Here is a 22029-nt window from a genome sequence, read left to right as displayed (position 1 = left end):
GTCTCTGGGATCATCCCCCCGTTCGGGGGGTAGGCCCGCTCCCCCCGAATGGGGGTATCCCTACCCGAGCATCAGGTTCCGCATCGCACGGCCTTCGGGTCCGCGCCCGCCTGGTTCTCCCAGCGGATGTCGTTGAGGGTCAGGTCGAGGTCGCCGGTGCCGAGCGCGAGGAACGGCGTGTCCACCGAGCCGGGATCGAGGCCGGCGGAGGTGAAGCACTCGGCGGGGATGATGACGTGCTGCGCGGTGCCGGGCGGGAACCCGTTGACGACGTCGGTCACGTCGACGCTGCCGCCGCACGGGTACTCGCAGTGCACGGCGATCTCGAATTTGTCGGCCGATCCGGCGTTGCGGGTCACGTCGAACACGAGGGCGCCGTGGTCGGCGGCGATGTCGGCGAGGTCGATCCTCGTGCCGTCGGTCTGCGCGTACAGCTGAGCGGGTCCGCCCGTGACCCACTGCGCGCGGAAGCCGGCATCCGACTGCGTGAGGGTCAGGTTCGGACGCTTCGCGACGCCGTCGGCGAGCGGGGTGATGCCCCAGACGCCCGCCTCGTCGTTCGACTGCACGAACCACTTCAGCCCGGCGGTCGAGCTGCCGCCCGTGAACACGGGCGAGGCGACGGTCGCCTTCACGCTGCTCTTCTCCGCCGCCCCGGACGGCGCCGGCGACGCCGTCACCTTGTGCGCGCTCGCCGAGCTGCTGGGGGTGCGCGCCGCATCCGGATCGGAGGTGGCGGCTTCGACGCCGCCGGCGCGGCCGAGCGCGGCGGCCACGGCGATCGCGGCGACGATGATCGCGGCGAGCGCGGCGCCGACGACGATCGCCGACCCGCGACGCACGGTGAGGCGCCAGAGCGAGGGGTCGGGCGCGACCGCCGGCGACCAGGCGGTCGCCGACGAGGGCGAGCCCGTCACCGCCGCTGAGCTCAGGCCCGTCCCCGCGCCCGCGCCTGCTCCGACGAGAGCGCCGACGGCGGCAGGCTCCGCGGCGGCCGCGGCGAGCGCCCGCGCCCGCTCCGCCGCGCCGAGCGCGACGGTGAACTTCGGGTGGTGCGTGGCGGCGACGGGGCGGCCGACCGCGGCGACCTCCTCGGCCACGAAGGGGATGCGCGACGATCCGCCCGCGAGGATCACCGTCGAGACGGCCTCCGCGTCGATCCCGACCGAGTCGATCGTGCGCAGCAGCGCCGCGACCGCGAGGCCGACGGCCGGACGGATCGCGCGCTCCAGGTCGGCGCGGGTGAGGGTGATCGCCTGCACGGCGTCGTCGAACGGCAGGTGCACCACCGTCTCCTCACGCACCGACAGCGCCTCCTTCGCGCTCGTGCACTCCTGGTCGATCGCCGCGAGCGTCGCCGCGTCGGCCGGCTGCGCGGGATCGAGTGCCGAGATGCGGCCGCCGGCGCGCTGGTCGAGCAGACCGCGCACGGCGTCGTCGAAGTCGTCGCCGCCGAGGTGCTCGACCCCCTCGGGGCTGCCGAGCACCTCGAGACCGTCGGCGCCCATGCGCAGCACGGTCGCGTCGAAGGTGCGGCCGCCGAGGTCGAAGACGGCGACGATCGTGCCCTCCTCGAGCCGCTGCTCGCGGGAGACGTAGGTGGCGGTCGCGACGGGCTCGGTGACGATCGCGTCGACGGCGACGCCCGAGAGCGCGGCGATGTGCGAGAACTGCTCGCGCCGGTACGGACCCCACGCCGCCGGGCAGGTGAGCACGACCCGCTCCGGCGACTCGCCCTGCTGCTCGGTGAGCTGAGCGACGACATCCCGCAGCTGCGCCGCCATCAGCGCCTCGGGGGCGAAGCCGACCCCGCCGACGATGATCGGCGTCGGGTCGCCGACGCGGCGCTTGAACCCGCGCACGAGCCGGGCCGGATCCCCCTCGGCGGCGAGCAGCGCGGCCCTGCCCGTGAGGATCGTGCCGTCGGCGGCGCAGAACGCGACCGACGGCTCGACGAGCAGCGGCGAGAGCTGGGCGGCTCTGGTGCCGAGTTCGTCGCCGATCGCGACCGCGATCGAGGTCGTGCCGAGGTCAACGCCGATGGAATATCCCACGAAGCAGACGATAGACGACGGGTGTGTCGCCGATGTTGCCGGGATCCGCTCCCCGTCGCACCCTCGCCGTAGGATGAGCGCGGCGCGCCGCGGACGCGGGAGCGCACGGCGGCTGAGGGATGCGGGGCATCGATGCGGGTGGCGATCGCCGACGACGGCACGCTGTTCCGCGAGGGCCTCGTGATGCTGCTCGGCGCGGCCGGCCACGAGGTCGTCGCCGCGCACGACGACGGCGACCAGCTGCTGGCCACGCTCGCAGCGCAGCAGGTCGACATCGCCGTGCTCGACATTCGGATGCCTCCCGGCGAGGAGGGCGGGCTCGCGACGGCGACCCGCATCCGCGCCCTGCACCCGCAGGTGGGACTGCTGCTGCTGTCGCACTACGCCGAGTCGCACTACCTGCGCACGATGCTCGCGATCGGCACCGAGGGGATCGGCTACCGCCTCAAGGAGCGCATCGCCGGCGTTCAGATGCTCAACGACACGCTCGAGCGCATCCTCGCGAGGGAGATCGTCATCGAGCCGGTGCTGGCCTCGCGCCTCGTCGAGATCGGCGAGCACCGCGACGTCGCGATCGCCGGCCTCGGCGAGCGCGAGCTCGACGTGCTGCGGCTCATGGCCGAGGGGCGCGCGAACCGCTCGATCGCCGAAGAGCTGTTCGTGTCGGTGAAGGCCGTTGAGAAGCACGTGGCCTCGCTGTTCGTGAAGCTCGGCATCCCGGCCGACGCGACGATGCACCACCGTCGGGTGCTGGCGGTGCTGACCTACCTGCAGGCGCAGAAGGTCGACGGCAGCGGGCGATGACGGCGCCGCGCGAGGTGGCGGAGGTGCTCGCGTCGACGCCGCGCGACGCGCTGCTGCCGGCCCTGCTCGAGAACCTCTCCCGCAGCGTCGCCGCGGCGGACGGCTCGCTGCCGCAGGTGCGACTGCTGCGCCGATTCGACGACGGCCACCATCAGCAGATCGCCGCGTGGCCCGATGACGGCGCCGCCCACGCGCACGCCCACGACACCGTCGAGCGGCATGCGGTTCACGGCGTCGGCGTGCTCGAGATCCGGCCGGGTGCCGACCTCGTCACCGCCCGCCGCCGGCGCCTGCTCGACGAGACCTGCGAATGGATCGCCGCCACCGTGCGCGCGGCCCGGGCGATGCGCACGCTCGATCGGGCACGACGCGACGCCGACCAGCGCGAGAAGGAGGCCGAGCGCGCCGAGGTGCGGGCCGCGCGCGTGCGGGAGGGCGAGCGGATCCGGCTGGTCGAGACGATCACGACGGCGACGGTGCACGACCTCGCAGCACTGCGCGAGCTGCTCGCGACCGCGCCGGACGACGTCGACTGGCCCGCGATCCACGCCTCGGCCGAGCGGCTCATCGCCGACCTGCGCGACGCCGTGCGCGGGGTGTTCCCCGCGATGCTGCCCGACCGCGGCGCGGAGGAGACCCTGCGCGAGCTCGCCGCGGCGCTGCCGGTTCCGGTCGACGTGACCGGCGGCCTCGGCCGCCGCGCCGGGTGGGACATCGAGTCGGGCTTCTACCACGCGGTCGCGGGCGCGCTCACGACGGTCGCCCGGATCGGCGGGCGGACGAGCCTGCGGCTGCATCGCGCCGACGCCCTCGTCGCCCGGATCGGGAGCACGCAGCCGGTCGACGCCGCCCACCTGACCTTCGCCCTCGCCGTGGACGCCGAGCGCATCGCCTCTCTCGGCGGTGCCCTCGTGGCACGCGAGCTCGGCGACGCCGTCGAAGTGGAGGTGACGATGCCCGACCGCAGCGAGGTGACGTCGCTGCCGATCGGCAATCGGCAGATCGAGTCGCGCCCCGTGCACGGCCGCGTCGCGACGCTCGTCGAGGTCGCCGGGCTCCCCGCCGACGAGCTCGCCTCCTGCCGCGACGCGCTCGTCGCGCCGGTGACGCTGCTCGTCGTGCAGGGTCCGCTGCCCGCCCCGATGTCGGGCGTGCAGACCGTGCTGTGCGACGCGGCGCCCGACGGCGCCCTCGCGGCGGAGATCGGCGACCGCGACGGCCGGTGGGGCGCGGTCGACGCCGTCGTGTGCGCGCTCGCGCCCCGCCGGGGCTTCGCGGCGGGGCTCCGCCCGGGGCAGCTGCTGTTCCGCGACGGCGTCGCACCCGCCGAGGCGGTGTCGGCGCTCGCGGCGCGGGCCCCCGTGCTCGCCGCGCGGCGCGTGCTCGAGCGTCTCGCGGCGCGCGCGGCCGAGGAGGGTTCGGCGGCGCTGCGCTGGCAGATCGACGAGCTGCGCGCCGGGGCGCACGAGCTGGCCGAGGATGCGCTGCTCGACGACGTCGCGCGCGGCCAGGCGCCCGACATCGTCGATGCCGCCGCCGCGCGGCTCGCGGGCGCCGAGGGCGGCGAGGTGCACGTGCGCCTCGGGCTGCCGGCGGATGCGGATGCGGAGCAGGTGCGAACCGAGGCGCTCGCGGCACTCGCCCGCTGGCAGCACGCGGCGGCGACGCCGGGCAGCGCCCCACGGCGCCGGGCCGCCGAGGTGCTGGAGCGCAGCGCGGCGGGACTGCTCGCGCGCGCGACGCGCCCCTCCGATCCGGCGCCGCGAGCTCAGTAGGGCACGGAGGCGATCACGCGGGTGCCCGCGCCCGGCGCCGAGCGCACCTCGAGGGTGCCGTCGATGGCCCGGATGCGGTCGGCGAGGTAAGCGAGACCGCCGACGTCGTCGCCGACCACGAAGCCCGGGCCGTCATCCCGCACCTCCACCCGCGCCCGACCGTGGGCGAGCCGGGCCTCGACGAGGATGCGCGCACCCGGCGCATGCTTGTGCGCGTTGCTGACGGCCTCGAGCGCCAGGTAGTACAGCGCCGACTCGACGGCCGGCATGAGCCGCGGGATGTCCGCATCCACCTCGACGTCGGCGCCGGCGAGCGCGCGCAGCGCCCCCTGCAGACCCGAGGTGGCCAGCACCTTCGGCAGCACGCCCCGGGCGGTCGCGATCAGCAGGTCCTCGGCGGCGTCGAGCTGGGCGCCGAGCGCCGCGAGCCGCGCCTCCGCACCCGGCTCGTGCTGCAGGTGGTCGCCGAGCGCGATCGCCATGCGCAGGGCGACCAGGTGGTGCTGCGCTCCATCGTGCAGGTCGCGTTCGAGGCGACGGCGCTCGTGCTCCATGTCGGCCGACGCACGCCAGCGCACATCGTCGATGCGCCGTGCCGCCTCCTGCTGACGACGCCGGGCGTGCCACGTCGAATCCTCCGCCGCGTACGGCGTGAGCAGCACGAGCAGCGGCTGCCACGCCTCCGGCGAGGGCATCGCGTGCGCCGGAGCGACGGTCGCGACGATGTCGGGATCGGTGCCGAGCACGAGCGTCGCGACCTCGCCGTGCCGCTGGGGATCGTGCACACCCCAGCTGAGCGCCTTCGTGCCCAGGCTCAGCTCGCAGCGCGCCGCGCCGATCGCCTCCGCCGCGATCGCGACCAGCGTCGACGGGGGCGGCGGGGTGTCGGAGACGGCGAGCGCGGCCGTCAGGGCGGCGCCGATCCGGTCTTCGCCACGCATGCGGCGACGCTAGCAGTGACGTCGGCGGTGCGGTCGATCGGGGTGTGCGTACGCGAGCCGGGTCGGTCAGATGCCGAGCTCGTCGAGCGCCTCTTCGAGGGTCTCCAGTTCACCGGAGGGCTCCTCGCCGTCTTCGGGCACGATGAGCACGCCGAAGCCGTCATCCACCGGCACGACGAGCCCGACGACCTCGCCGTCGACGACCACCTCGAGCACGACGTCGTCGCGGCCGCCGTCGAGCGTGAACGGCGTCGCCTCGTCGTCGCCCGCCGGCGCCGCGAACGTCTCCTCGCGCTCGGGAGCCCGCAGCAGCACATCGGTGCCGCGGTGGTCGATCTCGAACGCGGACTGGGCGGCCGCCTCCACGAAAGCGTCATCCAGGTCGGTCATGCCCCCACCCTCTCGTGCGGCGGCTCGCCGCCGCCACTCCGCCGCCGCGCCCCGCGTGGCGCACCCGCCGCGCACGCCGCCCGCCAGTTCGCCCGAAGCCGTGCACCCGCCAGGAATGCCGATACTGGCCAGCCGTGCCTCCGGAGCAGCCCGCGCCGCCGCCCACCCCTCCGAGCAGTACCGGCGGCCGGGCGCGGCCAGTGCGCGGCAGCGGTAGGCGGATTCGGATGCACGCGACCGTCGTCCCGCTGCGAAGCTCGAGCCTGTCGCGCATCCGCGACCCGCCACCGAAACCCTGTCGCCGATACTGGCCACGCGTACCACTGGGCTCGCGGGCGGCATCGCCCCGACGCCTGAGCAGTATCCGCGTCACGACACTCGGCCGGCCGACGCCCGGTCGTCTCGCCGACCCCGCACACCGGACGCCCGAGGCTCAGGCGAGGCGGCCGACCACGATCCCGAGCACACCCGCCGCGACGGCGATCACGAGCATCCCGAGTCCGTTGAGCGCGGCCGCGACCCAGCGGCGGCCCTGCAGCAGACGCACGGTCTCGAAGCTCGCCGTGCTGAACGTCGTGTATCCGCCCATCAGCCCCGTGCCGAGCGCGCTCACGAGCAGGGCCGGTGCGGCGTTCGCCTGGGCGAGGCCGGCGAGCAGTCCGAGGATGAACGAGCCCGTCACGTTGATCACGAGCGTTCCGACAGGGAAGGTCGACAGGCGGGCGCTGCGCGCGCTGCGGCCGCGGATGAGTCCGTCGAGCGCGAGGCGGATGGCGGCGCCGAGTCCGCCGCAGAGCGCGACGACGAGCACGGTAACGACGGTCATGCGCCGGCCCCCGCCCGCACGATCCGCCGAGCGAGCAGGATGCCGGCCAGCGAGGCGAGCGCGCCGAGAAGCAGCGTCGCGAGCGGGTAGAGCACCCCGAGCAGCGCGTCGCCGCCGAGCAGCAGCTTGGCGCTGTCGGCGGCGAGCGCCGAGTAAGTCGTGTACCCGCCGAGCACGCCGGTTCCGACGAGCAGCCGGACGCTGCGGCGCCGACCTTCATCGGGTCCGCGCCGCACCAGCCCCTCGAGCAGCGCCCCCAGGATCAGCGCTCCGCTGAGGTTGATGAGCAGGATGCTGACCGGAAGCCCGCCCGGGCGCGGCAGCGCCAGATCGATCAGCTCCCGCACGAGCGTGCCGACGGTTCCGCCGGCGATGACCAGCAGCAGCGACGTCGGGCGCAGATGCACCGGAAGCGAGCGTCCGCTGGCGAGATCCACCGCATCCGTGTCGGGGTCGAGCGGCAGCTCGGGGGCGGAGTCGCGACGCACCAGGCGCGCGTTCTCGGGAGGGTGCAGGCGCCGTGCGTCGTCGCGCGGATCGCGCTCGTCACGCGGATCGCGGTCGTCGGGGCGGTTCTCGTTCACGGGTCTCCCATCTGCAAGCACGCCGAAGTGCCGAGACAGGGACTGTTGTCGCACCAGGTGCGAGGTTCGGTTCCGGTGAGCCCCACCGCCGCAGCGCCGACCGGGGAGGCCGAGCACCGCGTGCAGTCTGCCACAGGGCGGCCGGTGGATGCGCGGCGCACGCGATCGGTCCGGTCACCGCTCGGCCCGGTCGACTCGCACGCCGACCCGCGTTCGCCGTATGTGTTCGCGGTTTCGGATGCGGAGCGGTGGTGGCGCCCCGGCGTCGCTCGCCAGGCTCCTGATTCCGAAACCGGAGACGCACCGCCGCGGCCAGCGCCCGCGGCGGCCAGCACCTGCCGCGGCGGGACTCCGCGCGCTCAGCGGCGCGTCGACCAGAGCGCCCAGGCGATGAGCAGCGGCTGCCCGAGCAGGCGCAGCGCGCGCTTGTCGTCGGTGTCGAGCCCGAAGCCGTCGCGCCGGTTCACCCACTGGGCGACGTTGCCGGGGAACACCGCCGCGAAGAACAGCGCCGCCACCACGCCGAGCCGGCGCCGATCGCGACGTCCGCGTCCGAGCACGGCGAGCGCCCCGCCGAGGCCGATCTCGGCGATGCCCGACATGAGCACGACCTGGTCTTCGCTGAATCCGGTGACCTCGGTCACGCCCTTCGGCACCTGCGCGCGGAAGTCGCGGCGGGCGAACGTCAGGTGCCCGATCCCGGCGCCGACCAAGGCGACCCCGAGCGCGACGCGCGCCAGCCGTCGGATGCCGCTCGGGGGCTCGACGGGCTCGTCGCGATCGGCGAGTGCTTCGGGTTCAGGGAGTCCGTCGGCGGATATCCCATCGGTGTGCCCCGCGAGCTGATACTTCGTGCCGTCGTCTCGCCGGTCGTCCTTCGCGCGCGCCATGCCGCCCACCTTCCGTCATCGAGTGGATGCGCGGCTCGCCTTCCCAGCCCCCGCCCCGGTTACGCTCGCCGGATGATCGACGGGGATCGCGAACGCGCCGCCCACGGCGAGGATGCCGACACCGGCGCCGCCTCGCCCGCGCTCCCGGGCCTGCCCGCGCAGCCCGGCCGGCCCGCCCGTCCGGAGCCGCTCACCGAGCAGCCGCTCGCCGGCGGCAACGCCAGCGCCGGCGTCGTGCGCGTCGGCGACACCGTGCGCAAGCCCTGGCTCGCCGGCACCCCGGCGGTGCACGCGTACCTCGCCCTCCTCGCCGAGCGCGACCCCGAGCTGCCCCTGCCCCGCGCCCTCGGCCGCGACGCCGCCGGACGCCAGGTGCTCGACTTCGTGCCCGGCGCCCTCGCCCTCGACCTGCCGCCCTTCGACTCCGCACGGCTGCACGCGATCGGCGCGCTGATCCGACGCATCCACGACGCCAGTCCGAGCCCGGGCGAGTGGATGAGCGCCGCGCGCCCGCCCTTCGCCGAGCCCCTGCTGCCGGCCCCGTCCGCGGCGAGCGCGACCGGCGAGCCCGACGTCATCGGGCACCACGACCTCGCGCCTTGGAACCTCGTGATCGAAGGCGACGCCGAGACCGATGCGGTGCCGCCCACCGCGATGCCTCGCCTGACCTTCATCGACTGGGATGGCGCGGGCCCGACGACCCGCGCCTGGGAGCTCGCCTACGCCCTGCCCGCTTTCGCCTTCGCGCACGCCGACGCCGATCCGCGCGAGATCGCCGAGCGGATGCGCGCCCTCTGGCGCGGCTACGTCGCTGACCCGCTCACGCCTGCCGACCTCGCCGACCTCCGCGGCCGCACGCTCGCGCTGCTCGCGCCCCGCGCCGCCGCCATGCACGACCACCTCCGCGACACCCACGTAGCGGGCGTCGAGCCCTGGGCCACGATGTTCACCGCCGGTCACGGCGCCCACTGGCGCGGCGTCGCCGACTTCCTCGCCGCTCACCACGGGGAGTGGATGCGCGCCCTCGCCTGAGGCGGATGCGGCGACTCCTGGTCGAGTCCGAACTAGTCCCGCACCCCGAACAGCTGCTCGCCGTGCTTGTGGAGCACGTCGTAGGCGTCGGCGAAGGTGTCCGGCACCGCCGCCGTGGGCTCGTACTTCGCGAGCAGCAGGCCGATGAGGCTCTTCGCCGGCGCGGTCAGGGCGTGGGACGCGTGCGCGCCGGTCGGACGGGCGCGCGGCTTCCGCTCGGGATTCGCCGGCACGTACACGGGCGCGACGTCGGGCCAGAGCGCCGGCTGGCGCGGCGTCGTCAGGTTGACGACGTTGCGCATGCTCGTCGCCTCGGCGTCGCGGTGGGTGAGCGGCTCGAGCCCGTGCTGCTCGCAGATCGTCTTCACGAGCGAGCCGTGGTGCATCTCGTCGTTGATGATGCTGCCGGCGCGGGTGTAGGCCGAGATCGCGATGGCCGGAACGCGGCCGCCGAGCCGGTCGAAGGTGAAGTCCCACTCCCCCGCGACCGGCTCGCCCGACGGCGGCGTGGCGGCGGGCGGCGGCACGTGGTCGTAGATGCCGCCGTGCTCGTCGAAGGTCGCGAGCAGCAGCGTGTTGAGCGCGTTCGATCCGGTGGTCGATGACCCCGCCCGCACCGCCCCGTAGACCTCGGCGAGCAGCGCCTCGCCCGCGCGCATGTCCGACATGGCGACGTCGTACGACGCCTCGCCGGGCACGTGCGGGAAGCGCACGCGGTTCTGCGGCGGATGCATGTCGTTGTGGTCGAAGACCATGCGCGGCTCGATGAAGGCGTAGTCGGGCAGCCTGCCGGTGCGGGCGTCGTCGTGGAACTGCTCCATGCTGCGGAAGTTGCTCTTCCAGTACTTCTCGAGCACCGGCGCATGCAGCATCCCCGTCAGCGACACCACCTGGTCGGCGTCGTAGTAGACGCGCCAGCTCTTCCCCGCTTCTTCGAGGCGGTTGAAGATCGTCTCGCCGTGGCTGGCATCCAGCCACTTCTGCTGCCCGCCGTTCTCGGCGTTCGTGACGAAGCCGTGGGATGTGCTGGCGTGGAAGAAGGCGCGGTTGCAGAAGGTCTGCGACGGCACGGCGCAGTGCCAGTGGTCGTAGACGGCGAAGCTGCGGGCGAGGGTCGAGAGCACGGGCAGCATCTCGGGGGCGAAGCCGCCCATGACCGGCCGGTACTGCTCGGGCATCGGATCGGCGCCGCGCTCGATTCGGTAGTTGACGACGTAGTCGTGCACGAAGCCCGACATGTCGGGCCGTCGCGTCGACGCATCCGCCGGGGCGTTGTAGGGCGCCGTGTAGCCGTTCTCCTGCGGGCGCTCGTTCGACGGCGGATCGACGACGCCGAACCACTGTGTGTTGACGTGCGCGTAGAACTCGCCCGGGTCGGGGTCGGGCTGCGACATGACCCAGTCGGTGGAGCCCTCGTAGACGTGCGCCTCGACGCGGGTGCCGTCGGGGTGGAGGTTCGCGTGCTCGCCCTGCAGCCCCTCGAAGCGCTGACCACGCGGAGCCCCGTCGGGATAGAGGCGGCCGAGGATGTGGTCGAAGCTGCGGTTCTCGAACATCAGCACGACGACGTGGTCGAAGCCCGGCTCGGGGCGGGCCTTCAGCGGCGTAAAGCCGTAGACGTCGTCGGGGTTGTCGCCGGCCCCGAATCGGCCCTGCGCCGCGGCGATCGCCCCGGCTGCGCCCGCGGCGCCGATCGCGGCGCCGGCGACGCCGATGCCGGCCCGGCGGAGGAAGCGCCGACGCGAGGTCGCGCCGTCATCCGCCGCCGATTCCCGGTCTCCCCGGTCGTCCTGGTCCGCCACGGCCCCACTCTAGGCACGACGCCCGTCGTTCCCAGGACTTGTGGATGTTCGTCGACGCATCCACTCGTGACCGGGGGTTTCCGAAACGAGAGAACGAACGGTCTACCTGTCATCGCGTACCCCGGACGAAGTCGAGAGCCGCTCCGGTCGCTACGGTCGAATAGCCCGCGGCTCACCCCCGCGGAGATTTCGACGGCACCGCCGAGAGGCGCCACCACCACGGCCGATACCCCGGTCACACCTGTGCCGTCGGGAGCTTTCACGAGCAGACGGCATACGGAACCCGACACGGAACGGACGGCGCGATCGCCACGATGTGGGACTACATCTCGACACGACTCGACGCCATCGGTTTCTCGGCCTGGCAGCATCTCTCCCTCGTCGTGCAGTGCCTCGTGCTCGCCGTCGTCATCGCGGTCGTGATCGCCGCGCTCGTCTACCGCAGCCCCGCGCTGACCTCGGTCGCGAACAGCGTGTCGGCGATCGGCCTCACGATCCCCGCTTTCGCCCTCGTCGGCCTGATGATCGCGCCCTTCGGCTTCGGCGTGACCCCGGCCGTCGTGGTCGTGACCTTCTTCGCCGTGCTGCCCGTGCTGCGCAACGCGATCGTCGGGCTCGGCGGCGTCGATCCCGCCCTCGTCGAGTCGGCGCGCGGCATCGGTATGGGCCGGCTGCGCACCTTCCTGCGCGTCGAGCTGCCGATGGCCTGGCCGGTCATCCTCGGCGGCATCCGCGTCTCGGCCCAGATGATCATGGGCATCGCCGCCGTGGCCGCCTACGTGCTCGGCCCCGGCATGGGCGGCTTCATCTTCTCCGGCCTGTCGCGACTCGGCGGCGCCGGAGCGACCGAGTCGATCGTCGTCGGCGTCGTCGGCGTGGTGCTGCTGGCGCTCGTGCTCGACCTGCTTCTCGTCGGCCTGGGCCGACTGACCACCCCGAGAGGAATCCGTGTCTGATACGACCACGACGATCGAGCAGCCCTCCGCCGAGGTGAGCGGGCGCCCCATCCGGCTCGATGACGTCACGAAGCGCTACCCGGGGCAGACCAAGCCCGCCGTCGACGGCATCACGCTCGAGATCCCGGCCGGCAAGGTCGTCATGTTCGTCGGCCCCTCGGGCTGCGGCAAGACGACGACGCTGAAGATGATCAACCGGCTCATCGAGCCGACGAACGGCCGCATCGTGCTCGGCGACGAGGACGTGACGCAGATCGACGGCGACGAGCTGCGTCGCCGCATCGGCTACGTCATCCAGGCGGGCGGGCTGTTCCCGCACATGACCGTCGCGACGAACATCGGTCTCGTGCCGAAGATGCTCGGCTGGTCGAAGGAGCGCATCGCGGCGCGGGTGGATGAGCTGCTCGAGCTCGTGTCGCTCGACCCCGACACCTATCGCGACCGCTACCCGCGCGAGCTCTCCGGAGGTCAGCAGCAGCGCGTCGGCGTGGCCCGCGCGCTCGCCGCCGACCCGCCCGTGCTGCTCATGGACGAGCCCTTCGGCGCCGTCGACCCGATCACGCGCCAGCGCCTGCAGGACGAGCTGATCCGCATCCAGGAGGAAGTGCAGAAGACGATGGTCATCGTCACGCACGACTTCGACGAGGCCGTGAAGCTGGGCGACTGGATCGTCGTGTTCGAAGAGGGCGCGCGCATCGTGCAGTACGACACCCCCGAGCGCATCCTCGCCGAGCCGGCGAACGAGTTCGTCGAGAACTTCATCGGCTCGGGCGCCGGCCTGAAGCAGCTCACCCTGCGCCGCGTTCGCGACGTGGATGTGGCCGACGCGGTCGTCGTGAAGCCCGGCACCACCGGCAAGGACGCGCTGCAGCAGGCCGAGAACGCCGGCCACGGCCACGTCGTGGTCGTCGACGACCGCGAGCGTCCGCTGCAGTGGCTCTCGCGCCGCCAGCTCTCGCGCATCGACGTGATCGACGCGCGCCTCGACCCGGCGCTGCCGGTCGTCTCGGGCGCCGCGACCCTCAACGACGCGCTCGACACGATGCTCGTCACGAGCGTCGGCGCCGCGCTCGTCACGGGACGCCGCGAGCGCTTCGAGGGCGTCATCGACGTCGAGACGGTCATGGAGGCGATCCGGGATGCGCGTGCGAACGCCGCGAACTCCGAGGGCGCGCCCGTCGGCATGAACTCGGGCTCGATCGGCCTGACCCCGTCGCTCATCGCGGCCGGCGAGGCGGCGCAGGCCGCGCACGCCGGCGACGAGGCCGCCACCGCGACCGCGACCGACGACGCCCGCGCCGACCACACCGAGCGAGGCGCCGCCGGATGACCGACACCGCCACCCGCGTCGAGTCCAGCCGGAAGAGCGGCTGGCGCTCGCTGATCATCCAGATCGTCGCGATCCTCGCCGTGCTCGCCGCGGTCTGCATCTGGATCGCCGTCGCCCCGCTCAGCGCGACCGAGCGCGGAACCCTCGCGCCCGCCGCACTGTGGAACTCGACCGTGCAGCACCTCTCGCTGACCTTCGTGTCGGGCGTGATCGTGCTCGTGATCGCGATCCCGCTCGGTGTGCTGCTCACCCGCAAGCCGCTGCGCAAGGCCGCCGGCCCGATCCTCGCGATCGCGAACTTCGGCCAGGCCGCGCCCGCGATCGGCCTCGTCGTGCTGCTGTCGGTGTTCATCAGCTCGGGCTACTGGGCGTCGATCACCGCGCTCGTGCTCTACGCGGCGCTGCCGGTGCTGCGCAACACGATGCTCGGCATCCGCGCCGTGGACCAGCGCCTCATCGAGGCCGGACGCGGCATGGGCATGAGCGCCGTCGCGGTGCTGTTCCGCGTCGAGCTGCCGCTGGCCGTGCCGGTCATGCTCTCGGGCGTGCGGACCGCGCTCGTGCTGCTCGTCGGCACCGCCACCCTGGCCGCCTTCGTCAACGGCGGCGGGCTGGGCCTGCTGATCACGACGGGCGTCAGCCTGTACCTCTACACCGTGCTGCTCGCCGGCGCCGTCATCGTCGCACTGCTCGCCCTCGTCGTCGACTGGGCCGGCCGCGTCGTCGAGCACGTCGCCCGACCGAAGGGACTGTGATGCGCAGCACCAGCACCCGCGCCGCCACCGCGCGCACCACCACCAGCCGCGTCGGCCGCCCCGCCGCATCCACCTCGGCCCGTCTGCGCCGCCGCGGCATCGCCGCCGGCGCGCTGGCCGCCGCCGCGCTCGTCGCCCTGACCGGATGCGGCCTGCAGTCGGCCGCCGCCTACGCGCCCGACGCGGCGCCCGGCTCGATCGAGAAGATCGACGGCCTGCCCGCCGACGCGACCATCACGGTCACGTCGAAGAACTTCACCGAGCAGCTCGTGCTCGGCAAGATCGCCGTCATCTCGGCGAAGGCCGCCGGATTCCAGGTCGTCGACAAGACGAACGTGCCCGGCAGCGTTCCGGTGCGGCAGCTGATGCTCGCGCACGACGCCGACATGACGTGGGAGTACACGGGCACCGCCTGGCTGACCTTCCTCGGTCACGAGCAGGGCATCCCCGACAAGCAGGAGCAGTACGACGCCGTGCGCAAGGCGGATGCCAAGTCGGGCCTGACCTGGCTGCCTCCGGCGCCGCTCAACAACACCTACGCCCTCGCGGTGCGGTCGGAGGCGGTGAAGGAGCTCGGTGTGACCAAGCTCAGCGACATCGCGAAGCTGCCGGTCGACCAGCGCACCATCTGCGTCGAGTCGGAGTTCAACTCGCGCAGCGACGGCCTCACGCCGATGCTCAAGAAGTACGGCCTCGAGCGCGGCGCCGCCGACGGGGTGCCCGACTCGAACATCAAGATCTACGACACCGGCGCCGTCTACACGGCCACCGACAAGGGCTCGGCCTGCAACTTCGGCGAGGTCTACACGACCGACGGCCGCATCAAGAGCCTCGACCTGACGGTGCTCGAGGATGACGCGAAGTTCTTCCCCGCCTACAACGTGGCCCCGGTGCTGCAGACGGCCACGCTGAAGAAGTACCCGCAGCTGAAGACGATCTTCGACCAGATCAGCCCGAAGCTGACCGACGAGACGCTGCAGGAGCTCAACCTGCGGGTGGATGAGGGCGGCGAGGACCCGGGCGACGTCGCCTTCGACTTCCTGCGCAAGAACGGTTTCGTCACGCAACCCTGATGAAGCTGCAGGCGAGCGCGGGGTTCCATTCCGAGCGCGGGGTGTCGACGCCCCGCCGTCGGAACGGGACCCCGCTCTCGACTTCAGGGGTCAGAGCGGCAGGGCGCGGATCGACTCCGCCGCGACGGCGCTGAGCTCCAGCTCGGCGGCCGGCGGGAGCGGGAGCGGGCGCTCGACTCCGGCCGCGAGAGCCGCGTCGCCGACCGGGGCGTGCCGCACGCGCATCGCACCGACCGCATCCATCGCCGTGACGACCACCAGCTCGGTGCCGACCGCGACGGCCTTGTCGGCGAGGTAGCGCAGCACTTCGGGGTGCCGGTCGGCGACGCGCAGCACACGCACCCGGCGCCCGGCCGCGACGGCGGCGAGCGTCGGTGCGTCGGCGAAGGGGATGCTGCCGTCGACACCCGGGATCGGGTCGCCGTGCGGGTCGGCGGACGGATGCCCGAGCTCGGCGTCCATCCGTGCGAGCACGAGATCGCTCACCGCGTGCTCGAGGCGGTCGGCCTCGTCGTGCACCTCATCCCAGCCGAAGCCGAGGCGCTCGACCAGGTAGGTCTCGATGATGCGGTGCCGGCGGACGACCTTCGTCGCGATCGCGCGGCCCGTCTCCGTCAGCTGGATCGAGCCGTAGGGCTCGTACTCGATGAGGGCATCGCGAGCGAGCTTCTTGAGGTTCGCCGACACCGTCGAGGGGGTCACGCCGAGCCGGGCGGCGAGGTCGGTCGTCGTGGGCCGGTCGCCCGGCCACTCGTAGGCCTTCCAGACGATGGTGAGGTAGTCCTCCTCCATGCGGCTGGGCTCGCGGTCGCGGGCGGCCGCCGGGTCGATCGTCATCGCTGAGAGGCTACTGCGGCCTGCTCCCCCGTCGCGGGCCCGCCCGCGTCCCCGCCGTCATGACCGACCGGCCGCGCCCGCCGGAACGGCGCCGCGAGCGTCGGCACGATGTCGCGCCGGTGCACGATGAGCGCCCCGACCGCGATGACGAGGTGGATGACGCTGAGCACATAGCGCCCGTTCTCGTCGGGCACGAAGAACTGCACCGCGAAGAGTCCGGCGAGCGCCGCCGCCGACCACCAGTGGAAGCACAGGGCGAGGATGATCGCGACGCCCATCACGGTCTGGCTGGCCGTGAGCACGAACTCCTCGACCTGGCGCGCATCGAGCTCGAGCGCCCATCCGCCGCCGCCGAGTCCGTGCGCGACCGGCAGCGATCCGACGAGCAGGCTCCACTGGTTGACCTTCGAGGCGATGAGCGTGCCGATCGCGGCGCCGCCCATGCCGCGCAGCGCGAACATGGTCGCGACGATGAACTCGGGCGCCTCGGAGGCGAGCGGCGCGAGCCACTGCACGAGGAAGTAGCTGTCGATGCCGAGCGACGATCCCGACGAGACGAGCGCCTCGGCGAAGGGCTCCGCCGAGCTGAGGATGATGGCCGCGGCCACGACGAACAGGGCGATCACGGTCGCGCGACGCGCCCGCGTCGGCATCTCGGCGATGAGCGCAGCCCCACCGACGAACTCCTCAGTGCCATCGCGCCCCTCGCCGTCGTCGTCGGAGTGGTTCTTGCTGGCGCGCCAGAGGTAGAGGCCGAAGGTGACGATCAGCAGCACGCCGAGCCAGATCGGGATCGTGCCGAGCAGCGGGATCGCGAAGGCGGCGATCGAGAGCAGGGCCAGGAACCCGATGTCGAGGCGGTTCTCCTTGGGCAGCTCGAGAGCGTGCGCCGCGCGCGGCAGCTTCGCGGAGCCGGAGCCGGAGCCGGAGCCGGAGCCGGACCGCGCCGCCGCCGTCGTCCGCCGCGCCACGATTAGGGCGGTGATGGCCACGAGCGGCCAGCCGAAGCCGAGCAGCAGCCGGTTGGATCCGGTCATGTTGGCGGCGGCGAACTGCGCGTACGCGGGCTCGGAGCCGGAGCGGAACGCGTAGAAGAGGTCGACGGCGTACTCCGGCAGCACGGCGATGAAGGCGAGGATCGCGATCGCGAGGGCGCCGGAGATGTCCTTCTGCGCGGCCTCGGCGGCCCAGGCGAGCAGGAACGCGGCGGCCACGACGGCGGCGCCGAAGACGAGCAGGTCGACGACCGGATCGGGTCGGAAGCCGGTGATGCGGAACGTGATCGCGGGGGCGGCGATCGCGAGGCAGATGACGATCCGGCGGATGAGCGCGGCGGGCATGGTGGTGGTGTCCCTTCCCGGATGCGCGCCCTCCCGGCGTTCATCCTCAGCGACCCTGTCGCGCGCGCTCGCGGTGTGTCGACGGGCATCTCGTTGTTGGACGCGTCCAACATCCGCGTCGCCGAAACGGACATCCGCTGTCCCTCGACCCGGTGGGAACCGTTCGGGGGCCGCTCGCACTGGGGGGCGAGCGCGGGGTGAGAAGCCTTGACGGATGTCGCATAACCGGGGCACCCTCGATTCGAAGACTGCTCACGGCCGCAAGGTTCCAGCCCGCGGATCCGACCAGGGGAGCGGTCCCGGGGGAAACGGAATCACCGACCGTGCACGACTCAACGCTGCCCGCGCGCGCCCGAAAGCTGCTCGCTGCGTCCACTGCTCTTCTCGTCGGAGCGGGTCTCGCCCTGCTGCCGATCGCCACGGCATCCGCCGCACCGCCGGCGCAGTCGACCTTCGAGACCGAGAGCTTCACCGGCTCCGATCTCGCCGTTCGCGGCAACTGGCAGAAGCTGACGCCGTCGAAGTCGGGGGCGACGAATGCGGCCTGCTTGACGGGCAAGGCCACGGCCTCGGCCAACCAGACGCCTGTGCCGGGATGCGCGACGACTGCGGAATCGCCCGGGGTGCTGCGCCTCACCCCCGCGCTCGGCGATCAGGTCGGCGCGCTCGGTTCGACGCAGTCGATCCCGACCACCAAGGGTCTCGACATCTCGTTCAACTCGTATCAGTGGGGCGGCAGCGGCGCCGACGGAATCGCGTTCTACCTCGCCGCGACCGACCCGCTGAACCCGCAGGTGCCGAGCACGACCGGTGCCCTCGGCGGATCGCTCGGGTACGTCTACGGCAGCGATGGCAACGGTCTGAGCAACGGATACCTCGGCATCGGACTCGACGCCTACGGCAACTTCATCCAGGTCGGCGGCACCACGCCCTCCACCTGCCGGGTCACGGGCGAATACACCGCCGTCGCGGTGCGCGGCCCCGGAAACACCACCAACGGATACTGTCTCCTGAACCGCCAGACCTACACCAAGGTCGTGTCCGGGCAGACCGTCAAGGACCAGTCGAAGCTGGCAGGCACCACCCGCGCGAACTCGCTCGTCCCCGTCCGTGTGCTCTACAACCCGACCGGCGCCGACATCACCGCGGCCGCCACCGCCTCGTTCGGCACGTTCACCGTTCCCGCCAGCAGCTACGCGGTGCTCTGGAAGCCGATCGGAGGCGCCGTCACCTCGATGACCGGCGCGCTGCCGAAGTACACCAGCTCGGAGTACTCGGCGTTCGCCCCGAACGCGAACTGGTACAACCCGACGACCGGCTACCCGTACAAGCTCAGCTACGGCTGGACCTCGTCGACCGGCGGAGCCAACGACAACCACGAGATCAGCACCGTCTCGGCGACGACGCTGGCCGGCCCGGTGCCCGTCATCACCCTCGCCGGCAGCACCTCGACCGCCCCGAAGGGCGGAACGGGCACCTACACGGTGACGCCCACGGTCAGCCCCGACGGCGGCTCGGAGGACCAGCCAGTCGTCGTGACGACGACGTTCCCGACCGGGACCACGCCGACCGCCCCGACGGCCGGATCGCTCCCGGCCAACTGGACCTGCGCGGCGCCCTCGGGTCAGGCGATCACCTGCACCTACACGCCGACCGGCACGATCGCCGCGGGCACCGCTCTGCCCGCCCTGAACCTGCCGTACTCGGTTCCGTCGAGCACGAGCGTCACGGGCACGGCGCTGAGCGTCACCTCGACCAGCAGCTCCAACGACAGCCTGCCCGCCTCGGGCACCGGCACGATCACCGTCACCAAGGGCGCCACCACCACGACCGAGACCGTCAACAACGCGGCGACGGCGACCGTCACCTACGGCACCGCGGCGACCCTGCGCGCGACCGTCACGCCGACGGCGGCCACCGGCACCGTCACCTTCACGAGCGTGGATGCGTCGAACAACCCGATCACTCTCTGCTCGGCCACGCTGAGCGCCGGCGCCGCGAGCTGCACGACCGCGACGACCCTCGTCGCGGGCAGCTACCCGGTCACCGCCACCTACTCTGGCGACACGCAGTACGCGTCTTCCACCGTCGCCACGGCGACCCTCACCGTGAACAAGGTCGGCGCGCCGACGCTGGTCACCACCGCGGTGGGCGCGCAGAGCGGCGGATCCGTCACCTACGGCAACGGCGTGCCCCTCAACTTGACCGGAATCCCGGCGGGAGCGGATGGGACCTCGGCGGTCACCTTCGTCGTCAAGGACTCCACCGGGACGACCGTCGACACCGTCACCACCACGGTCGCGAACCTCGCGACCGCGACGAGCAAGGTGCTGCCGGCCGGCAACGGCTACACGGTCATCGGAACCTGGGCGGGCGACGCGAGCCACACCGGAGCGATCGGCTCGCAGGCGAGCTTCGCCGTGACCAAGGCGAACGCCCCCGCGCTGACGACCACGTCGACGGCGACCGTCACCTACGGCAGCAAGCTCTCGCTCGGCCTCACCGGCATCCCGGCGGATGCGCCCGGTTCGAGCGCGGTCAGCTTCACGGTCAAGGACTCGTCGGGCACCACCGTCGACACCGTCGTGACGACCGTCGCGAACCTCGCCACCGCGCAGAGCAAGGTGCTGCCCGTCGGCACCTACACGGTGCAGGGCACCTGGGCCGGCGACGCGAACCGCAACGCCGCCACCGGCACGACCTCGAACTCCTCGGTGGTGAAGGCGACCCCGCCGGCGCTGACCACGACCGCGACGGCGACGACCACCTACGGCAACCAGCTCGCGCTCGGCCTGACCGGCATCCCCGCCGACGCCAGCGGGTCGAGCCTCGTCACCTTCTCGGTGAAGGATGCGGGCGGCGCCACCGTCGACACCGTCACCTCGACCGTCGCGAACCTCGCCACCGCGAAGAGCAAGGTGCTGCCGGTCGGCAGCTACACCACAACCGGATCGTGGGCGGGGGATGTGAACTACAGCCCCGCCAGCGGAGGCGCCGCGAGCTCGACGATCACGAAGGCGGCCTCGCCGACGCTGACCACCACCGCGACCGCCACCACCACCTACGGCAACCAGCTCAGCCTCGGCCTGAGCGGCATCCCCGCCGACGCCGCCGGCACGAGCGCCGTCACCCTGACCGTGCGCGACTCGGGTGGCGCCGTCGTCGACACCGTCACCACGACCGTCGCGAACCTCGCCACCGCCAAATCGAAGGTGCTGCCCGTCGGCAGCTACACCACCACCGGCGTCTGGCCCGGTGACGGCAACTACACCGGCGCGACCGGCGGAACGGCGAACTCGACCGTGACGCAGGCGACGCCGCCGGCGCTGACCACCACCGCGACGGCGACGACGAGCTACGGCAACCAGCTCGCGCTGGGCCTGACCGGCATCCCCGCCGACGCGAACGGCACGAGCGTCGTCACGCTGACCGTGCGCGACTCGGGCGGCGCCGTCGTCGACACGGTCACCACGACCGTCGCGAACCTCGCCACCGCCAAGAGCAAGGTGCTGCCGGCCGGCACCTACTCGACCACGGGCGTGTGGGCCGGCGATGCCAACTACACGCAGCGCACGGGCACCGCGGCCGCCTCCACGGTGACCAAGGCATCCAGCTCGCTGACCACCACCGCGCAGGGCCCGCAGACCTACGGCACGCCCGTTCCTCTGGGCCTCAGCGGCATCCCCGTCGACGCCACCCCGAGCTCGGTCGTCACCCTGACCGTGCGCGACTCGGGCGGCGCCGTCGTCGACACCGTCACCACCACCGTCGCGAACCTCGCCACGGCCAAGAGCAAGGTGCTGCCGGCCGGCAGCTACTCGGTCGTCGGCGACTGGGCGGGCGACGCGAACCACACGGCGTCGACCGGCACCTCGGCGACCTTCACGGTCACCCCGGCCGGTGCGGCCACTCTCACCACCACGGCGCAGGGGCCGCAGGCCTACGGCACCCGCGTTCCGCTCGGTCTGACCGGCATCCCCGCCGACGCCGTCGGCACGAGCGCCGTCACCTTCGACGTCAAGAACAGCAGCGGCGTGACCGTCGACACCGTCACGACCACGGTCGCGAACCTCGCCTCCGCCCAGACCAAGGTGCTGCCGGCCGGCGACTACACGGCCGTCGGCACCTGGGCGGGCGACGCGAACCACGCGACCGCCACCGGAACCTCCGCGCCGTTCACCGTGACGAAGGCCGCATCGACGACCGTCACGACCGCGACGGGCAAGCCCTACGGCACCCCGGTGCCGCTCGGCGTGACGGGGCTGCCGGCCGATGCCGACACCACCTCGTCGATCTCGATCGCGATCACCACGCGAGCCGGCACCCCGGTCACGACCGTGACGACCACCGTCGGTCAGCTCGCCTCGGCGCAGGTCTCCGGGCTCCTGGCCGGCGACTTCACCGCCCGGGCCACCTGGGCCGGTGACGCGAACCACACCTCGAGCACGGCCAGCCCCGCCGACTTCACCGTCAGCAAGGCGGCCTCGCCGGCGCTGACCTCGACGGCGAGCAATGTGGACTACGGCACCGGCATCCCGCTCGGCCTGAGCGGCATCCCGGCCGACGCGACCGGCGGCTCGACCGTCACACTCGTCGTGAAGGATGCCGGCGGCGCCACCGTCGACACCGTCACCACGACC

General features: G+C 72.8%; 17 protein-coding genes. 8 read left to right on the top strand and 9 right to left on the bottom strand.

The annotated features are described in order from the left end of the window. Window positions 1-71: 71 nt before the first annotated feature. Window positions 72-2054, bottom strand: a complete 1983-nt coding sequence (locus FJ657_RS04460; RefSeq protein WP_181408866.1) for an Hsp70 family protein — start codon at window positions 2052-2054, stop codon at window positions 72-74. Between the two features lie 138 nt (window positions 2055-2192). Here FJ657_RS04460 and FJ657_RS04455 point away from each other — a divergent pair, with 138 nt between their 5' ends. After that, window positions 2193-2858 (top strand): response regulator transcription factor, encoded by a 666-nt coding sequence (locus FJ657_RS04455; RefSeq protein ID WP_219995859.1) that lies wholly within the window; start codon window positions 2193-2195, stop codon window positions 2856-2858. Then, window positions 2855-4633 (top strand): hypothetical protein, encoded by a 1779-nt coding sequence (locus FJ657_RS04450; protein ID WP_141162422.1) that lies wholly within the window; start codon window positions 2855-2857, stop codon window positions 4631-4633. The genes FJ657_RS04455 and FJ657_RS04450 overlap by 4 nt, the downstream gene beginning before the upstream one ends. Here the strand turns inward: FJ657_RS04450 and FJ657_RS04445 are convergent. The 5 genes from FJ657_RS04445 to FJ657_RS04425 form a co-directional block, all read right to left on the bottom strand. After that, window positions 4627-5574, bottom strand: a complete 948-nt coding sequence (locus tag FJ657_RS04445; RefSeq protein ID WP_141162421.1) for a sensor histidine kinase — start codon at window positions 5572-5574, stop codon at window positions 4627-4629. The genes FJ657_RS04450 and FJ657_RS04445 overlap by 7 nt on opposite strands. A 66-nt stretch (window positions 5575-5640) precedes the next feature. Next, on the bottom strand, window positions 5641-5964 hold the full coding sequence (locus FJ657_RS04440) for a hypothetical protein (RefSeq protein ID WP_141162420.1): 324 nt from the start codon (window positions 5962-5964) through the stop codon (window positions 5641-5643). 433 nt (window positions 5965-6397) lie between these two features. Continuing rightward, window positions 6398-6790, bottom strand: coding sequence for a fluoride efflux transporter FluC (locus FJ657_RS04435; RefSeq protein WP_141162419.1), 393 nt, complete (start codon window positions 6788-6790; stop codon window positions 6398-6400). Further along, complete coding sequence (locus FJ657_RS04430; protein ID WP_369407397.1) at window positions 6787-7374, bottom strand: fluoride efflux transporter FluC; 588 nt, start codon at window positions 7372-7374, stop codon at window positions 6787-6789. The genes FJ657_RS04435 and FJ657_RS04430 overlap by 4 nt, the downstream gene beginning before the upstream one ends. Window positions 7375-7733: 359 nt before the next feature. Next, the gene (locus tag FJ657_RS04425; protein WP_369407396.1) at window positions 7734-8264 is read right to left on the bottom strand and encodes a DoxX family protein; all 531 of its coding nucleotides are present in this window, start codon (window positions 8262-8264) and stop codon (window positions 7734-7736) included. 72 nt (window positions 8265-8336) lie between these two features. Between FJ657_RS04425 and FJ657_RS04420 the strand changes: the two genes are divergently transcribed. After that, window positions 8337-9296: an aminoglycoside phosphotransferase/kinase family protein gene (locus FJ657_RS04420; protein WP_255447133.1), complete on the top strand. Its 960-nt coding sequence runs from the start codon at window positions 8337-8339 to the stop codon at window positions 9294-9296. Window positions 9297-9328: 32 nt separating this feature from the next. Here the strand turns inward: FJ657_RS04420 and FJ657_RS04415 are convergent, their stop codons facing one another. Continuing rightward, the gene (locus tag FJ657_RS04415; RefSeq protein ID WP_141162418.1) at window positions 9329-11098 is read right to left on the bottom strand and encodes an alkaline phosphatase family protein; all 1770 of its coding nucleotides are present in this window, start codon (window positions 11096-11098) and stop codon (window positions 9329-9331) included. 314 nt (window positions 11099-11412) lie between these two features. On the opposite strand from FJ657_RS04415, the gene FJ657_RS04410 reads away from it, so the two are divergent. Genes FJ657_RS04410 through FJ657_RS04395 form a run of 4 tightly spaced genes read left to right on the top strand, consistent with a single transcriptional unit; the run spans window position 11413 to window position 15212 of the window. Continuing rightward, window positions 11413-12054: an ABC transporter permease gene (locus tag FJ657_RS04410; protein ID WP_141162417.1), complete on the top strand. Its 642-nt coding sequence runs from the start codon at window positions 11413-11415 to the stop codon at window positions 12052-12054. Further along, window positions 12047-13384 (top strand): betaine/proline/choline family ABC transporter ATP-binding protein, encoded by a 1338-nt coding sequence (locus FJ657_RS04405; RefSeq protein ID WP_141162416.1) that lies wholly within the window; start codon window positions 12047-12049, stop codon window positions 13382-13384. The genes FJ657_RS04410 and FJ657_RS04405 overlap by 8 nt, the downstream gene beginning before the upstream one ends. Further along, complete coding sequence (locus FJ657_RS04400) at window positions 13381-14139, top strand: ABC transporter permease (protein WP_141162415.1); 759 nt, start codon at window positions 13381-13383, stop codon at window positions 14137-14139. The genes FJ657_RS04405 and FJ657_RS04400 overlap by 4 nt, the downstream gene beginning before the upstream one ends. Further along, window positions 14139-15212: a glycine betaine ABC transporter substrate-binding protein gene (locus tag FJ657_RS04395; protein ID WP_141162414.1), complete on the top strand. Its 1074-nt coding sequence runs from the start codon at window positions 14139-14141 to the stop codon at window positions 15210-15212. Before FJ657_RS04400 ends, FJ657_RS04395 begins: the two co-directional genes overlap by 1 nt. A 90-nt stretch (window positions 15213-15302) precedes the next feature. On the opposite strand, the gene FJ657_RS04390 is transcribed toward FJ657_RS04395, so the two are convergent. After that, complete coding sequence (locus FJ657_RS04390) at window positions 15303-16049, bottom strand: metal-dependent transcriptional regulator (RefSeq protein WP_141162413.1); 747 nt, start codon at window positions 16047-16049, stop codon at window positions 15303-15305. Then, the gene (locus FJ657_RS04385; RefSeq protein ID WP_141162412.1) at window positions 16046-17389 is read right to left on the bottom strand and encodes a calcium:cation antiporter family protein; all 1344 of its coding nucleotides are present in this window, start codon (window positions 17387-17389) and stop codon (window positions 16046-16048) included. The genes FJ657_RS04390 and FJ657_RS04385 overlap by 4 nt, the downstream gene beginning before the upstream one ends. Before the next feature lie 323 nt (window positions 17390-17712). Between FJ657_RS04385 and FJ657_RS04380 the strand changes: the two genes are divergently transcribed. Beyond that, window positions 17713-22029, top strand: a 4317-nt coding sequence (locus FJ657_RS04380) for a beta strand repeat-containing protein (protein ID WP_141162411.1), incomplete at its 3' end; no start/stop codon positions are given.

Source organism: Schumannella soli (genome assembly GCF_006517435.1).
GTDB lineage: Bacteria > Actinomycetota > Actinomycetes > Actinomycetales > Microbacteriaceae > Schumannella > Schumannella soli.
Note: the sequence above shows the minus strand (reverse complement) of the source record. Positions and strands in the feature narration are given on the sequence as shown.

Excerpts from the sequence above, each read along its gene's own strand:
- FJ657_RS04450 (WP_141162422.1), top strand. The coding sequence starts at position 2,855 with ATGACGGCGCCGCGCGAGGTGGCGGAGGTGCTCGCGTCGACGCCGCGC.
- FJ657_RS04395 (WP_141162414.1), top strand. The coding sequence starts at position 14,139 with ATGCGCAGCACCAGCACCCGCGCCGCCACCGCGCGCACCACCACCAGC.
- FJ657_RS04400 (WP_141162415.1), top strand. The coding sequence starts at position 13,381 with ATGACCGACACCGCCACCCGCGTCGAGTCCAGCCGGAAGAGCGGCTGG.
- FJ657_RS04425 (WP_369407396.1), bottom strand. The coding sequence starts at position 8,264 with ATGGCGCGCGCGAAGGACGACCGGCGAGACGACGGCACGAAGTATCAG.
- FJ657_RS04385 (WP_141162412.1), bottom strand. The coding sequence starts at position 17,389 with ATGCCCGCCGCGCTCATCCGCCGGATCGTCATCTGCCTCGCGATCGCC.
- FJ657_RS04390 (WP_141162413.1), bottom strand. The coding sequence starts at position 16,049 with ATGACGATCGACCCGGCGGCCGCCCGCGACCGCGAGCCCAGCCGCATG.
- FJ657_RS04435 (WP_141162419.1), bottom strand. The coding sequence starts at position 6,790 with ATGACCGTCGTTACCGTGCTCGTCGTCGCGCTCTGCGGCGGACTCGGC.
- FJ657_RS04440 (WP_141162420.1), bottom strand. The coding sequence starts at position 5,964 with ATGACCGACCTGGATGACGCTTTCGTGGAGGCGGCCGCCCAGTCCGCG.
- FJ657_RS04410 (WP_141162417.1), top strand. The coding sequence starts at position 11,413 with ATGTGGGACTACATCTCGACACGACTCGACGCCATCGGTTTCTCGGCC.
- FJ657_RS04420 (WP_255447133.1), top strand. The coding sequence starts at position 8,337 with ATGATCGACGGGGATCGCGAACGCGCCGCCCACGGCGAGGATGCCGAC.
- FJ657_RS04445 (WP_141162421.1), bottom strand. The coding sequence starts at position 5,574 with ATGCGTGGCGAAGACCGGATCGGCGCCGCCCTGACGGCCGCGCTCGCC.